The following is a 15,310-nucleotide window of genomic DNA, read 5'->3' as shown; positions in this document are numbered from 1 at the left end:
TCGATACCTGCCCCTGCGACACCCAGTCGCAGGCCCCTCCCGGCACACGCTTGACCTATATCAATCCGTCCACCGCCACGGGCGCGTATCTCTATGCAGAAACCCAACACGCCGGCGTCACCGGCATCCAAAGGACCTGCAATGAGCTACACCCCCGACAACGCCCAGCTGCTCAACGCCATGCAGAACGTCATGGTGATCTCCACCACCGACCTGCAGGGCAACATCACCTATGCCAATGACCTGTTCTGCACGCTCACCGGGTTCGCGCGCGAAGAACTGATCGGCCAGCCGCACAGCATCGTCCGCCATCCGGACGTGCCCAAGGCCGTCTACAAGGACATGTGGGACACCATCAAGGCCGGCAAGACCTGGACCGGCATCGTGCCGAACCTGGGCAAGGGCGGCGTGCTGTACGTGGTCGACACCACCGTGCAGCCCCTGTTCGATGCCGATGGCAACATCACCTCGTACATCAGCATCCGACGCGTTGTGAATGACCTGATGCAGAACTACGACCTGGTCGAGTTCAGCAAGGAAAAGTTCGACGACGTCTACGAGGCGGCGTGAACGCCATCCCCACATGCACGCCCATCAGCCGGCTGCTGGTGGGTTTTGCCTCCGAGTCGGGCAACGCCCGCGCCCTGGCCCAGCGCCTGGGCGCGGACCCGGACCTGCAGCCGCATGGGCCGCAGGTTCTGCCGTTCAATGACATCGATGTGGCCAGCCTGGGCCAGGGCGATGTGCTGCTGGCCATCTCCAGCTCGTTCGGCGACGGCGAGCCGCCCGCCAATGGCGAGCGCTTCTTCGAATCGCTGCGCCAAGCGCCGGTCCTGCCCGGGCTGCGCTACGCGGTGTTCGGCCTGGGGGATACCGGCTACCCCAGCTTCTGCGGTTTCACCAAGGCGCTGGATGCAGCGCTGAGCGAGCGTCAGGCGCAGCCACTGCTGCACCGTGTCGATGCAGACCTCGGCTACGAGCAGTTTTTCCAGCAGTGGCGGCCGGTGCTGGGCCAGGTGCTGGAGGGTGATTCGACCGCAGGCCAGGATCTGCGCCTGCAGGTGACGGCCTATGGCGAAGACAATGCGTTCAACGCCCGCATCGTCGAACGGCGGCGCCTGAGCCGCAGTGACCCTGCCGCCTGGCACCTGCAGCTGGACATCGCCGGCAGCGGCATGGTCTACCGGGCCGGCGACACCCTGCATCTGGTTCCGGAAAACGATCCGGCATTGCTGCAGGCACTGGCCACCTGGTTGGGCGATTCCAGCGCCGTCGACGCCCTGCGCGACCGCGAACTGCGCCTGCTCAGCAAGGGCGTGCTGCGCGAGCTGGCAAAGCTGGGCGGCAGCGACGTACTGAAGGGCCTGCTGAAGATCAGCCAGAAGCGTGAACTGGACGCCTACCTGCATGGCCTAGACCTGCTGGATGTGCTGCAGGACCACGCCAGCCCAGGCAGCGTGCCACTGGCCCGCCTGCGTGAACTCCTGTCACCACGCCTGCCCCGCGCCTATTCCATCGCCTCGCATCCGCACGATGATCAGCTGAGCCTGTGCGTGCGCGAAGTGCGCTACACCCTGCGTGGCCGCGAACGCTTCGGCACCGCCACCGGCAGCCTGCTGCACGGCGACGACACAGCCCGTGTGTACTGCCGCTCCAATCCGGGCTTCCACCTGCCCGACAGCGGCAACGCGCCCCTGCTGCTGGTCGGCACCGGTACCGGCATCGCGCCGCTGATGGGCCTGATGCAGGAACTGCAGGCAACCGGCGAGGCACGCGAGGTCCATCTGGTGTTCGGCGAGAAGCGCCGCGAGCACGACTTCCTGTACCGCGAGCAGCTGCATGACTGGCAGGCGCGTGGCGTACTGGCTGGCCTGCACACCGCGTTCTCGCGCGATGCTGCGCAGAAGGTCTACGTGCAGCATGTGCTGCAGCAGCAGGCCGCGCAGATGCAGGATGTGCTGGCCCGTGGCGGCCACATCTACCTGTGTGGCAACAAGGGCCACCTGGAAGGCGCGGTGCGCGAAGCCATCGACGCGATCGGCGGTGAGGGCCATTGGGACGCCCTGCGCGGCGAGGGCCGCACCCACTGCGAGCTGTACTGAGGGGAGCCTCGCCCGCGGCCAGCGGCCAGCGGCCGGCACTACCGCCACCCGTCAATCGCCGACGATGCGCCCATCAACCACGCGTGCCACCTGCTGGCCGAACACCGCCACATCCTGCGGATCGTGGCTGATCAGCAGCAGCGGAATACCGGTTTCATCCAGCACGGTTTCCAGCTCCTGGCGCAGGTGCTGGCGCAGGTCGTGATCGAGCGCTGCAAACGGCTCGTCCAGCAGCAAGGCCTGCGGCCGCGTCACCAGCGCTCGCGCCAACGCCGTACGCTGGCGCTGGCCACCGGATACCTGTGACGGCAGCAGATCCGCCACATGCTCGATACGGAATGCCTGCAACCACTGCTCCACCGCATCGACGCGGGTACCGCGCTGCGGATTCAACCAGCCGCGCTCAAGCCCGAAGGCGACGTTCTGGCGCACGCTCAGGTGCGGAAACAGCGCGTAGTCCTGGAACACATATCCCAGGCGACGACGCTGCGGCGGCAGATCAACTCCCGCTCCCGCATCGAACAGCGCCTGCCCGTGCAGGCGCACGTGTCCGTGCTCCGGGCGCAGCAGGCCGGCCACCGCTTTCAGCGTCAGGCTCTTGCCGGCGCCCGAGGGCCCGAACAGCACCACCTGCCGCTGCGTGCACTGAAGTGCCACGTCCAGTTCGAAGGTCTGTCCGGACGCCTGCAATCGCCGCTTTACCTGCAGGTCAAGCCACATCGCGCAGCTCCCGGCGGCGCCCGCCCACCAGCCGTGCGGCCAGCAGCAGGATCACGATGCATACCACCGACGTCAGGATCACCAGCGCATTGGCCTTGCCGTCCTGCCCGGCCTGCACGGCTTCATAGATGGCGATCGACAAGGTCTGCGTACGGCCAGGAATGCTGCCGGCCACCATCAGCGTGGCGCCGAACTCACCCATCGCCCGAGCGAACGCCAGCAGCAGCCCAGCCAGAATCCCGCGCCAGGCCAGCGGCAGGGTGATGCGGAAGAATACCGCTGCTTCGGAAACACCCAGCGTGCGCGCGGCCTGCTCCAACTGACCATCCACTTCTTCGAATGCGGCGCGTGCCGGCTTGAACACCAGCGGCAGTGACGCTACCGCGGCAGCGATCACCGCCGCCTGCCAGGTAAATACCAGGTTGATACCGAACCACGACTGCAGCCAGGCACCGATCGGGCCATTGCGCCCGATCAGCACCAGCAGGTAGTAGCCCAGCACCGTCGGTGGCAGCACCATCGGCAGGGTCAGTATCGAATCCAGCAGTTCCCGACCGGGAAAACGCCGTCGCGCCAGCAGCGCGCCAAGTGCCACGCCTGCTACGAGATTGATCGCGGTGGCCCAGCCGGCCACTTTCAACGACAACCCCAATGCGCTCCAGTCCAGGTCCATCCGTCAGGGCTTGCCGAACCCGTGCTTCTGCAGGATCGCCTGGCCCTGCGCCGAGCGAACGAACGCCGCGAAGCGCTTGGCTTCCACCGGCTGCGTGCTGGCCTGCACCACCGCGAGCGGATAGGCGATGCGTCCGGCAACCGGAACGTCGAACGCGCGCCGCACGCGATCCGGCATCGCCTGCGCGTCGGTAGCGTAGACAAAGCCCGCATCCACCTCGCCCCGTGCCACGTAGTCCAGCGACTGCCGCACGTTCTGCGTACTGATCACCTTGCCCTGCACTGCCGGCCACAGCTTTGCGGCCAGCAGCGCACCCTTTGCATAGCGGCCCACCGGCACGCTGTCCGGGTTGCCCAGTGCGATGCGCTGCACACCGGCGCCCGCCAGGTCGGCCAGTGCGCGCGGCGGCGCCTTCGCCTGCGGCGGCACGACCACCCACAGCGCATTCACTGCGAAGACCGCACGCGTACCCGCTGCCAGCAGCTTCTGCTGCGCAGCCTGGTCCATCGTTGTTTCATCGGCCGAGGCGAACACATCCACCGGTGCGCCCCGCGCGATCTGCTGCAGCAGCACGCCGGACGCAGCAAAATTGAAGTCGACCTTGCTGCCCGGGTTCGCCTTCTCATAGGCAGCGCCCAGCTCGCGGAAACTCTCGGTCAGGCTGGATGCCGCCGACACGGTAAGGTTGCCAGCCCACGCAGGCAGCGTGACCAGCAGACCCAGAAACACCATTGCGCATCGCTTCATCGTCGGCTCCCTGGTCAGGTTCAATCGGGGTCGTTCTCATCGGCCACGGCCAGCGCCGCCAGCCGGTCGGGTTGCAACAGCAGGATCTCGCGCTGCTTCACCGCAATCACGCCGTCATCGCTCAGCCGCCGCAGCACACGACTGGCCGTCTCCGGTGCCATCCGCAGATAGTTGGCGATCTCGGTGCGGGCCATGGTCAGGTTGAAACGGGTCGCGGAAAAACCACGCCGCGCATAACGGGCCGACATGTCCAGCAGGAACGCGGCCATCCGCTCTTCGGTGCGGTGGTTGGCCGCCAGCGTGGCAACCTTGCCGATCTCCGCACTGAGCAGGCTGAACAGCTTCGCCTGCAGCCCCGGCATGCGGGTCGCCAGCAGGCTCAGCTTGGGGAACGAAATACGGCACAGGTGCACCGTATCCAGAGCCACCGCATTGCAGGGGAAGCGCGAGCCATGAATCGCGTTGAGCCCGATCACCTCGCCCGGCAGCGCAAAGCCCAGCACCTGCTCGTTGCCCTGGCTGTCATCGACGAAGGTCTTGACCATGCCTGCGCGCACCGCCGCGATGGAATCGAAAGCCTCTCCCGCGCGGAAAATGTAGTCGCCCGCATGGAACGGCCCTACATGGTCAACCAGCACATGCAGCTCGCCCAGCGCCGTCTTGTCATAGCCCTGCGACATGCACGCATCGGAGAAGGCGCAGGTGCTGCAGAAATGCAGCGCATCGCCATCATCGGCGGCGGCGGGATTCGGCGTGGTGCGGCCGGGTCTGGCCTGGGAAGGCGGAGTCGAAGACATCGGGACAGCACTCAAGCGATGGCGGCCGCCGGCCGGAAGCATGCGGCCATCATACGCCACAGCAACCGCCCTTCCTCGGCCAGGCGAAGCACGCGGCCGTCCCAGCGCGCCCAGCCACGCGCGAGCAGCGGTGCGAGTGCGGGCAGGGTCTCGGCGAAGCATTCATCGAACGGAACATCATTGCGCCACTCGAAGGCGGCAGCATCCAGCGCATGGTCGCAGGCGATGCTCTGCGCGACCTCGGCAGCCAGGCGTTCCCCCTCGGACAGGATCAGGCCCGCGGCAACGCCCACATGCCCCGCCTGCAGGCGGGCCTGCCAGCACTCAAGGTCATCCTCCGTCCGGTAGAACACCTCACCGATCTGGCTGCACGCCGCCAGGCCGATGCCGATGAAATCGCTGCGATCGCGGCGCGGCACGCCGGCCAGATCGCAATGACGCTGACCGTCACCCGGGCCGTTCGGATCCGGCAGGTCGCCGCGCTGATGATGGTCGCCACCGATACCCACATAGCCCGCCTCGCGCAGCAATCGCCACGCCTGCAGCCAGCGTTCAGATGAGGGATGCTCAGGCAGCGCGCATGGCGCCGGCAGCAGCACGCGCTCGGGCGCATCTGCCAGCACAGCCTGCAATCGCCCGATGAATCCCGTATCCTCCGCCGCAGGCACACGCAACTGGTAGTAGCGCGCGGTAAAGCCCGCGTCGCGCGCCTGCGCCAGCACTGCCGGGCCAGGTGCATCGGCTCGATCGATCACGTTCAGCCGGGTGCAGCCCACCGCGCGCAGTTCTGCCGGCGCCACGGCACTGCCGGCATCCAGCCGCACCTCCACCTGCGGCCGGGCCACGGTGCGCAGGTGCCGCGGCACTGCATCCAGCAACTGCCCCAGCAGCGACGGCGGCAGTGCTTCGGCAAGGCCCAGCTGCAGCACCATCGCCACCACCTCACGGTCCTCGGCCAGAGCATCAGCCTGCAGGCGCAACGCGGCCAGCAACGTGTCCAGATAGCGTTCGGCCGGCACGTCGCGGCCCATGCGGCCGGTCTGGAAACCCAGCGTCAGCCCACGCGGAATCAGGTGCTCGTTGCTGGCGCGCACGGCGGCACGCCAGCCGCTTTCACCGAAGCCGGCACTGAACTGGTCGGGCGGCGGAAACAGCACGTGGCGGGGTTGCCGCAGCAATGCCGCCTGCAGCGCCGTGTTCTCGCTCGCATCAACATGGAAGCTCATGACGGTCATCCTCGCGCGTTCCTCTTCGCACAGCCCTGATTGAAATCAAGCGTGGCGCATTGCGTTGCTGGTGCCGGCCAGCGGCCGGCACCACCGTTCAGGTGCCGCGCGCACGATCGACCGCCGCCGCATCGATGGCCTCCGGCAGGTCGGTCTCCCGATCGATCTGCGGGAAGTGTCGACGCTCCATCCGGCGGATGGCGAAGTGCATCCACGCCAGCGCGGCGGACACCACCACGAACAGCAGCATGAAACAGCTGCTCCAGATACCCAGCGCATCGTTCAACGCACCGAACACGATCGGCAGGATGAAGCCACCCAAGCCACCGATCATGCCCACCACGCCACCCACCGCCCCCACGTGCCTGGGGTAATACACCGGGATGTGCTTGTAGACCGCAGCCTTGCCCAGCGACATGAAGAAGCCCAGCACGAACACCAGCACGGTGAACATCACCACGCCGATGGCCAGGTGGAAGTGGATCGGACCATGGATGCCCTTCACCACATACTCGGTATCGGGGTAGGCCAGCAGGAAGGTGCAGATGGCCGACACACCGAAGGTCCAGTACATCACCCGGCGCGCCCCCATCCGGTCCGACATCCAGCCGCCCACCACGCGGAACAGGCTGGCCGGGATCGAATAGCACGCGGCCAGCATGCCCGCGGTGCCGACGTCCATGCCGTACGCGCCCACCAGGTAATGCGGCAGCCACAGGGCCAGTGCCACGAAGCCACCGAACACGAAGAAGTAATACAACGAGAACCGCCACACCTGCAGATTCTTCAACGGTGCCATCTGCTCGGCGAACGGCACCGGCTTCACCCCATCACGGCGGCGTTGCTCCAGCGAGGGGTCTTCCTTGCTGAACAGGAAAAACAGCACCGCCGTGATCGCCAGCGCCACTGCCCACACCTTGGCCACCATCATCCAGCCCGCCGCCACCATCACCATCGGCGCCAGCAGCTTGGTGACCGCCGCACCGATGTTGCCGGCACCGAAGATACCCAGCGCCGTGCCCTGCTTGCTGGCCGGGAAGAACTTGGACACGTAGGCCACGCCCACCGAGAAATTGCCACCGGCGATGCCCACGCACAGCGCGGCGAACAGGAACTGCGGGTAGGTGTGCGCGTAGGTCAGCATCCACGTGGCGACCGCGCCACACAGCATCACCAAGGCCATGACCTTGCGGCCACCGAACTGGTCGGACCAGATGCCCAGGAACACACGGCTGACCGAGCCGGTCAGCACCGGGGTGGCGATCAGCAGGCCGAACTGGGTGTCGGTCAGGCCCAGCTGCTCGCTGATCTGGATACCGATGATGGAAAAGATCATCCACACCGCAAAGCACACCGTGAACGCGAACGTGCTCAGCCACAGCGCACGCTGCTGCTGCCCGGCACTGGCGGGGGCAAGGGCCTGGTTCATGCAACCTCCTTTCTCAAGAGTGGGTCAGCCGATTTCGGCTTCGGCTTCGATCTCATCCAGCCCGCGTACCGGGTAGCGCTCCTGCAGCTGCAGCAGGTAGGCCTGCACTTCGCGTTGGCGCACCTGCAGCTCCAGGTAGTCACGGATCTGCGGCAACACTGCGTCGAACGGCAGCGGCTGCCCTTCCTCGCGCCCATCGATGCTGACCACGTGGTAGCCCCAGCGTGACTCCACCGGGAAGCCGGCCAGGCCCTCGCGCAGGCGGAATACCTGGCGATCGAACTCCGGCGTGGTCTGCCCACGTTGCAGCCAACCCAGGTCACCGCCCTCGCTGCTGGATGGGCAGCGCGAATGGCGCAGGGCGAAGTCGGCGAACAGGTGCGGCGCTTCCTTCAGTTCGTTGGCCAGACGTTCGCCCTCGGTGCGCGCCTCCAGCCGCCCGGCCACATCATCGGCCGGCGCGGCCAGCAGGATATGGCGCAGGCGTACGCGGTCCGGCGAGCGGAATCGTTCCGGGTTCTGTTCGAAATACCGTTGGCAGTCCTCGTCGGTCGGCACCCGGTCTTCAATTGCGTCTTCCAGCAGTTGCTGGATCAGCACTTCCTCATCGCTGACCCGGCCGCCGGCTGGCGCCAGCAGGCCCAGGCGCTGTGCTTCCAATCGCAGCAGTTCACGCACCACCAGTGCGCGTGCAGCCTCGGCACGCGACTGTTCCGGGCGCAGGGCCCGATGGTGCTGCATCTCGCGAGCGATGTCGGCCTCGCTGATCGCCGTGTCCTCCACGAACAACCGGCACGGTGCCGGCTGCCCAAGCGAGCGCGGCCCCTGCTCTGCCCCGTCATGCTGGTGCTGGTGGGCCTCGGCCGGAACAGGCTGGGTGGAATCGATCACGGTGATCGGCAGGAACTTCGGCAGGCTGCCCATGGCTTACTCCCGCGGTCCGTAACGCAGCGCCGCCTGGCGACGGCGCACCACCTGGTATGGCCGCCACAGATAGCTGACCGGAATGCTCCAGACGTGCACCAGACGGGTGAACGGCGCGATCAGGAACAGGGTCAGGCCCAGGAAGATGTGCATCTTGTAGACCCAGCTGACGCCCTGGATGTAGTCGGCGGCACCGGCACGGAAGGTCACGATGTGCTGCGCCCACTCGGCCAGCTGCACCATCACCCCACCGTCCAGATGTCCGGCCGACACGCGGATGCTGTACAGGCCAAGACAGAGCTGGGCGAACAGCAGCACCAGCACCAAGGTGTCACCGAAACTGCCGGTGGCGCGCACACGGGCGTTGCTCAGCCGGCGCACCAGCAGGATGCTGATGCCAATGAAGCACAGTGCGCCGAACACGCCGCCCACCACCATCGCCAGCATCTGCTTCTGCGAGGAGGTGATGAAGTGCTCGTACACCGCGTGTGGGGTCAGCAGGCCCACCAGATGACCACCCAGGATGGCCAGGATGCCGATGTGGAAGCAGTTGCTGCCGATCCGCATGCCCTTGTCCGACAGCATCTGGCTGGAACCGGTGCGCCAGGTGTACATGGCCTTGTCATAGCGCGCCCAGCTGCCGATCAGCAGCACAGCCACGGCGATGTATGGGTAGTACTGGAAAGCGAATTGATGCAGGTAGTAGTTCATGGCTGGACCTCTCGATGCACAGGGCGGGCCGGTGAGCGTGTCGGTGGCTTGCAGTCTTCGGCAGGAGCTTCGGCGCCGAAACGCACGGCTTCCTCTTCCCACAGCTTGTCCATCGCCTCGGCCGTATCGTCGCGGGGCTCTTCGCTGGCGCGTTGCCGCAGCGCCTCCAGGTTGACCTTGCCGTCGCCGGCCTCCACCAGGATCTCCAGCAGCGGCACATGTGGCAGCTCGCGCTCGGCGGCGCGCGCGGCCAGCATCCCGGCGATATGGCCGATGTAGTGCAGCCATTCCCGCGCCTCTGCCTCAGGACGGTGCGCCAGGAACTCCAGCAGCAGCGGCAGGTAGTCCGGCAGTTCGCGTGCATCCAGCTCGAAGCCGTGCTTGCGATAGGTTTCCACCAGATCGACCATGGCCTGGCCACGGTCACGCGATTCGCCGTGGATGTGTTCGAACAGCAGCAGACTCATCGAACGGCCGCGGTCGAAGGTTGCCAGCCACGCGGCCTGCGCATCCAACGGATCGCTGTCCAGCAGCTGCTGCACGAAGCCGCGCAGCTGCCTGCGCCGCGTCGGCGTCAGTGCCACCTCGTCACAGGCCGCCAGCAGTTCCTCGCCGTGCTGCCACAGTTCCTCGCGGGGGTAATCCAGCAGCACCCCCACCAGCTTCAGGACGCTCATCAGACCACCTCCTTGCGGCGGTGGTTGGGCCCGTTGTTCACCACGAAGCTGGTGCTTTTGCGCTGGCCGAACAGGTCGGCCGGGCTGTCGCCGTTGCAGCCGTTGCCGAAGGTGAAGCCGCAGCCGCCGCGTTCGCCGAAGGCGTCGTTGGCGTACTCGCGGTGAGCGCTGGGAATCACGAAACGGTCCTCGTAGTTGGCAATGGCCAAGTAGCGGTACATCTCTTCAACCTGGGCCACGGTCAGCCCGGCCTGGTCCAGCACCGCGGTGTCCTCAACGCCGTCCACGTTCTTGGCCCGGCGCCAGGCGCGCATTGCCATCAGGCGTTCCAGCGCCCGCACCACCGGTGCCTCGTCACCGGCCGTCAGCATGTTGGCTAGGTACCGCACCGGAATGCGCAGCGAGGCCACGTCCGGCAGCTCGCCACTCATGCCGATGCGGCCACGTTCGGCGGCCGACTGGATCGGCGACAACGGCGGCACATACCAGACCATCGGCAGCGTGCGGTACTCCGGGTGCAGCGGCAGCGCCAGCTTCCAGTCAATGGCCATCTTGTACACCGGCGACTGCTTGGCCGATTCCAGCCAGCTGTCCGGAATGCCTTCCGCACGTGCGGCGGCAATCACCGCCGGGTCATGCGGGTCCAGGAAGATGTCCAGGTGGGCCTGGTACAGATCCTTTTCGGCGGCCACCGATGCGGCTTCGGCAATGCGGTCGGCGTCGTACAGCATCACGCCCAGGTAGCGGATGCGGCCGACACAGGTCTCCGAACATATCGTCGGCTCACCCATCTCGATGCGCGGGTAGCAGAAGATGCACTTCTCCGACTTGCCGCTCTTCCAGTTGTAGTAGATCTTCTTGTACGGGCATGCCGACACGCACATGCGCCAGCCACGGCACTTGTCCTGGTCGATCAGCACGATGCCGTCTTCCTCGCGCTTGTAGATCGCGCCCGATGGGCACGCCGACACGCACGCCGGGTTCAAGCAGTGCTCGCACAGGCGTGGCAGGTACATCATGAAGGTCTTTTCGAAGGCGCCGTAGATCTCCTTCTGTACTTCATTGAAGTTGTAGTCGCGCGAGCGCTTGCTGAACTCCGAACCCAGGATCTCTTCCCAGTTCGGGCCCCACTCGATCTTCTGCATGCGCTCGCCACTGATCAGCGAGCGCGGCCGTGCGGTCGGCTGGTGCTGGCTGTCCTTGGCGGTGTGCAGGTTCTGGTAGTCGAAGTCGAACGGCTCGTAGTAATCGTCGATCTGCGGCAGGTCCGGGTTGGCGAAGATCTTGGCCAGCATCCGCCAGCGACCGCCAGCGCGTGGCACCAGCTTGCCGCTGCCGGTACGCACCCAGCCGCCGTTCCACTTCTCCTGGTTCTCCCATTCCTTCGGATAGCCGATGCCCGGCTTGGTTTCAACGTTGTTGAACCAGGCGTACTCGACACCCTCGCGCGAGGTCCAGACGTTCTTGCAGGTGATCGAGCAGGTGTGGCAGCCGATGCACTTGTCCAGGTTCAGCACCATCGCGATCTGTGCACGGACCTTCATCACACCACCTCCTTGGCGGCGGCCGGGACGGCCTCGCCATCCAGCCAATCCACCTTGTCCATCTTGCGCACGATCACGAACTCGTCGCGGTTGGTGCCGCAGGTGCCGTAGTAGTTGAAACCGTAGGCCAGCTGCGCGTAGCCACCGATCATGTGGGTAGGCTTGAGCACGATGCGGGTCACCGAGTTGTGGATGCCGCCGCGGGTACCGGAAATCTCCGAACCCGGTACGTTGATGATGCGTTCCTGGGCGTGGTACATCATCGCCATGCCCGGCATCACGCGCTGGCTGACCACCGCACGTGCGGCGATCGCGCCGTTGACGTTGAACAGCTCGATCCAGTCGTTGTCGACGATGCTGGCACTGCGCGCGTCGTCCTCGCTGATCCACACGATCGGGCCGCCGCGCGACAGCGTCTGCATGATCAGGTTGTCGCTGTAGGTGCTGTGGATGCCCCACTTCTGGTGCGGGGTGATCCAGTTCAGCACGATCTCCTTGTTGCCGTTCGAGCGCTGGTTGAGCAGCGGCTCGATGGTGCGGGTGTTGACCGGCGGCCGGTAGCTCATGAAGGCCTCGCCGAAGTCGATCATCCACTCATGGTCCTGGTAGAACTGCTGGCGGCCGGTCACCGTGCGCCACGGAATCAGCTCGTGCACATTGGTATAGCCGGCGTTGTAGCTGACGTTGTCGTCTTCCAGCCCGGACCAGATCGGCGAGGAGATGATCTTGCGCGGCTGCGCCTGGATGTCACGGAAGCGGATCGCCTCGTGCTCCTTGCCCACCGCCAGATGGGTGTGCTCGCGGCCGGTGAAGCCGCCCAGCGATTCCCATGCCTTCACCGCCACGTGGCCATTGGTTTCCGGGGCCAGGTGCAGGATCACTTCGGCCGCGTCGATCGCGGTCGAGATGGCCGGCCGGCCCTGGCTGACGCCCTCCTCGTGCACGGTGTGGTTCAACTTGCCGAGGAATTCCACCTCGTGCTTCGTGTCCCAGTTCATGCCCTTGCCGCCATTGCCGTGCTTGTCCAGCAGCGGCCCCAGCGAGGTGAACTTGCGATACAGGTTCGGGTAATCGCGCTCCACCACCGTCATCGACGGCATGGTCTGGCCGGGGATGGCCTCGCACTCGCCCTTCTTCCAGTCGGCCACGCCGAACGGCATGCCCAGCTCGTTGGGGGTGTCGTGCAGGGTCGGCACCAGCACCAGGTCCTTCTCCACGCCCAGCACGCCGGGCGCCATCTCGCTCACGGTGCGCGCAACCTCCTTGAAGATGTCCCAGTCACTGCGCGATTCCCACGCCGGGTCCACCGCCTTCGACAGCGGATGGATGAACGGATGCATGTCCGAGGTGTTGAGATCGTCCTTCTCGTACCAGGTGGCCGTTGGCAGCACGATGTCCGAATACAGCGCGGTGGTGCACATGCGGAAGTCCAGCGTCACCAGCAGGTCGAGCTTGCCTTCCGGCGCCTCGTCGCGCCACTTCACTTCCTCCGGCTTCACCGCCCCCATCTCGCCCAGGTCCTTGCCCTGCAGACCGTGGCGGGTACCCAGCAGGTGCCGCAGCATGTACTCGTGGCCCTTGCCCGACGAACCCAGCAGGTTCGAGCGCCAGATGAACATCATCCGCGGGTGGTTCTGCTGCGCGTCCGGATCGGCGAAGGCGAAGTCCAACGAACCGTCCTTGAACTTGCCCAATGCGTAATCGGCAGGGGCCACGCCGGCCGCTTCGGCCTCGCGCACCAGCTGCAGCGGATTGCGGTCCAGCTGCGGCGCGCATGGCAACCAGCCCATGCGCACAGCGCGCAGGTTCAGGTCGGCCAGGCTGCCGCTGTACTTGCTGGCGTCGGCCAGCGGTGACAGCAGCTCGTCCACCTGCAGCTTCTCGTAGCGCCACTGCCCGGTGTTGAAGTAGAAGAACGACGTACCGTTCATATGGCGCGGCGGCTTGCTCCAGTCCAGGCCGAACGCCAACGGCTGCCAGCCGGTCTGCGGGCGCAGCTTTTCCTGGCCCACGTAGTGCGCCCAGCCGCCACCGGTCTGGCCCACGCAACCGCACATGATCAACATGTTGATCAGGCCGCGGTAGTTCATGTCGTTGTGGAACCAGTGGTTCATCCCCGCGCCGACGATGATCATCGAACGGCCATGGGTCTTGTCGGCGGTACGCGCGAACTCGCGGGCGATCTCGATCACCTCGCCACGCGGCACGCCGGTGATGCGTTCCTGCCAGGCCGGCGTGCCCGGCACGTTCTCATCGAAGCTCGTGGCGACATTGGCGCCGCCGAAACCGCGGTCCACGCCGTACTGCGCCAGCAGCAGGTCATAGACCGTCGCCACCAGGGTGTCGCTGCCATCGGCCGTGGCCAGGCGGCGCACCGGGATGTTGCGGTCCAGTACTTCCTCGGCCGGGGCGGCCGTCCAGCCGTCACTCTCGATGCCACCGAAATACGGGAAGCTGACCGCCTCGATGCCATCGTTGGCATCGGACAGGCTCAAGCGCAGGCGCGTATCCGCGCCGTTGCTGGCCTTCTCCTCGATGTTCCAGCGACCCTTTTCGCCCCAGCGGAAACCGATCGAACCGTTCGGCACCACGATCTGGCCACTGGTCTCGTCGTAAGCGAGGGTCTTCCAGTCCGGGTTGTTGGCCTCGCCCAATCCACCCAGCTCACTGGCGCGCAGGAAACGCCCGGCCACCAGGCGGCCATCGGCACGACGCTCCAGGCGTACCAGCATCGGCATGTCCGAGTACTGGCGGCAGTAGTCCTGGAAGTACTGCGACGGCGAATCGACATGGAACTCGCGCAGGATCACGTGGCCGAAGGCGAACGCCAGCGCGGCGTCGGTGCCCTGCTTGGGGTGCAGCCAATGATCGGTCAGCTTGGCCAGCTCGGAATAGTCCGGGCAGATCGAGACCGTCTTGGTGCCGTTGTAGCGCGCCTCGGTGAAGAAGTGCGCATCGGGCGTACGCGTCTGCGGCACGTTCGAGCCCCAGGCGATGATGTAGCGGCTGTTGTACCAGTCGGCCGACTCGGGTACGTCGGTCTGTTCGCCCCAGACCTGCGGCGAGGCCGGCGGCAGATCGCAGTACCAGTCATAGAAGGACAGACAGGCACCGCCCAGCAACGACAGGTAACGCGCACCGGCGGCGTAGGACACCATCGACATCGCCGGAATCGGCGAGAAACCGACCACGCGGTCCGGTCCGTACTGCTTCACCGTGTACAGATTGGAGGCGGCGATGATCTCGTTGGCCTCTTCCCAGTTCAGCCGCACGAAACCGCCCATGCCGCGCCGGGTCTTGTACGAGCGCGCCTTTTCCTTGTCCTCCACGATGCTGGCCCACGCATCCACCGGCCCCTGGGTTCTGCGCGCTTCGCGCCACAGGCGCAGCAGCGTGCCGCGGATCAGCGGGTACTTCAGGCGGTTGGCGCTGTACAGGTACCAGGAATAGCTGGCGCCACGCGGGCAGCCACGTGGTTCGTGGTTGGGCAGGTCCGGGCGCGTGCGCGGGTAATCGGTCTGCTGGGTCTCCCAGGTCACCAGACCATTCTTGACGTAGATCTTCCAGCTGCACGAGCCGGTGCAGTTCACGCCGTGGGTGGAACGCACGATCTTGTCGTACTGCCAGCGCTGGCGGTAACTGTTCTCCCAGTCACGGCCTTCGCTCTTGGCAAACCCATGGCCATCGGCAAAGGGCTGGGGGTCACGCTTGAAGAACTGCAAGCGATCAAGGAAATAACTCATCGGGGGTCTCCCTTTGC

Annotated in this window: 13 protein-coding genes; 2 read left to right on the top strand and 11 right to left on the bottom strand. The window is 65.9% G+C overall.

Annotated features, from left to right (window positions below):
* Positions 1 to 141 precede the first annotated feature (141 nt).
* The gene (locus MRBLST15_RS01725) at positions 142 to 570 is read left to right on the top strand and encodes a PAS domain-containing protein (protein ID WP_127563307.1); all 429 of its coding nucleotides are present in this window, start codon (positions 142 to 144) and stop codon (positions 568 to 570) included.
* Entirely contained in the window at positions 567 to 2,102 is a 1,536-nt protein-coding gene (locus MRBLST15_RS01720) for a diflavin oxidoreductase (RefSeq protein WP_367784881.1), read from the top strand. The genes MRBLST15_RS01725 and MRBLST15_RS01720 overlap by 4 nt, the downstream gene beginning before the upstream one ends.
* A 51-nt stretch (positions 2,103 to 2,153) precedes the next feature.
* Here MRBLST15_RS01720 and MRBLST15_RS01715 read toward each other — a convergent pair whose 3' ends face one another.
* From MRBLST15_RS01715 to MRBLST15_RS01665, 11 genes are all read right to left on the bottom strand, one after another.
* Positions 2,154 to 2,822 (bottom strand): ATP-binding cassette domain-containing protein, encoded by a 669-nt coding sequence (locus MRBLST15_RS01715; RefSeq protein ID WP_367784879.1) that lies wholly within the window; start codon positions 2,820 to 2,822, stop codon positions 2,154 to 2,156.
* Complete coding sequence (gene modB, locus MRBLST15_RS01710) at positions 2,812 to 3,495, bottom strand: molybdate ABC transporter permease subunit (protein WP_089235839.1); 684 nt, start codon at positions 3,493 to 3,495, stop codon at positions 2,812 to 2,814. Before modB ends, MRBLST15_RS01715 begins: the two co-directional genes overlap by 11 nt.
* A gap of 3 nt (positions 3,496 to 3,498) precedes the next feature.
* Positions 3,499 to 4,242, bottom strand: coding sequence for a molybdate ABC transporter substrate-binding protein (gene modA / locus MRBLST15_RS01705; protein WP_367784877.1), 744 nt, complete (start codon positions 4,240 to 4,242; stop codon positions 3,499 to 3,501).
* Between the two features lie 20 nt (positions 4,243 to 4,262).
* Positions 4,263 to 5,039, bottom strand: coding sequence for a helix-turn-helix domain-containing protein (locus MRBLST15_RS01700; RefSeq protein WP_089235841.1), 777 nt, complete (start codon positions 5,037 to 5,039; stop codon positions 4,263 to 4,265).
* Positions 5,040 to 5,050: 11 nt separating this feature from the next.
* Positions 5,051 to 6,265: a coproporphyrinogen III oxidase gene (locus tag MRBLST15_RS01695; RefSeq protein ID WP_367784875.1), complete on the bottom strand. Its 1,215-nt coding sequence runs from the start codon at positions 6,263 to 6,265 to the stop codon at positions 5,051 to 5,053.
* A gap of 97 nt (positions 6,266 to 6,362) precedes the next feature.
* A complete protein-coding gene (locus MRBLST15_RS01690) occupies positions 6,363 to 7,694 on the bottom strand; it encodes an MFS transporter (RefSeq protein ID WP_089235842.1) in 1,332 nt (443 codons plus the stop codon).
* Positions 7,695 to 7,718: 24 nt separating this feature from the next.
* Positions 7,719 to 8,618: a peptidylprolyl isomerase gene (locus MRBLST15_RS01685; RefSeq protein ID WP_099818662.1), complete on the bottom strand. Its 900-nt coding sequence runs from the start codon at positions 8,616 to 8,618 to the stop codon at positions 7,719 to 7,721.
* A 3-nt stretch (positions 8,619 to 8,621) separates the two neighbouring features.
* Positions 8,622 to 9,329: a respiratory nitrate reductase subunit gamma gene (gene narI, locus MRBLST15_RS01680; protein WP_367784872.1), complete on the bottom strand. Its 708-nt coding sequence runs from the start codon at positions 9,327 to 9,329 to the stop codon at positions 8,622 to 8,624.
* Positions 9,326 to 10,006 (bottom strand): nitrate reductase molybdenum cofactor assembly chaperone, encoded by a 681-nt coding sequence (gene narJ / locus MRBLST15_RS01675; protein WP_367784870.1) that lies wholly within the window; start codon positions 10,004 to 10,006, stop codon positions 9,326 to 9,328. The genes narI and narJ overlap by 4 nt, the downstream gene beginning before the upstream one ends.
* Positions 10,006 to 11,550, bottom strand: a complete 1,545-nt coding sequence (narH, locus tag MRBLST15_RS01670) for a nitrate reductase subunit beta (protein ID WP_100552687.1) — start codon at positions 11,548 to 11,550, stop codon at positions 10,006 to 10,008. The genes narJ and narH overlap by 1 nt, the downstream gene beginning before the upstream one ends.
* A complete protein-coding gene (locus tag MRBLST15_RS01665; protein WP_367784868.1) occupies positions 11,550 to 15,293 on the bottom strand; it encodes a nitrate reductase subunit alpha in 3,744 nt (1,247 codons plus the stop codon). The genes narH and MRBLST15_RS01665 overlap by 1 nt, the downstream gene beginning before the upstream one ends.
* Positions 15,294 to 15,310 lie beyond the last annotated feature (17 nt).

The organism is Stenotrophomonas sp. LST15-1-1.1, assembly GCF_040815575.1.
GTDB classification, from domain to species: Bacteria; Pseudomonadota; Gammaproteobacteria; order Xanthomonadales; family Xanthomonadaceae; genus Stenotrophomonas; species Stenotrophomonas lactitubi_B.
This window is presented reverse-complemented; position numbering and strand designations above follow the sequence as displayed.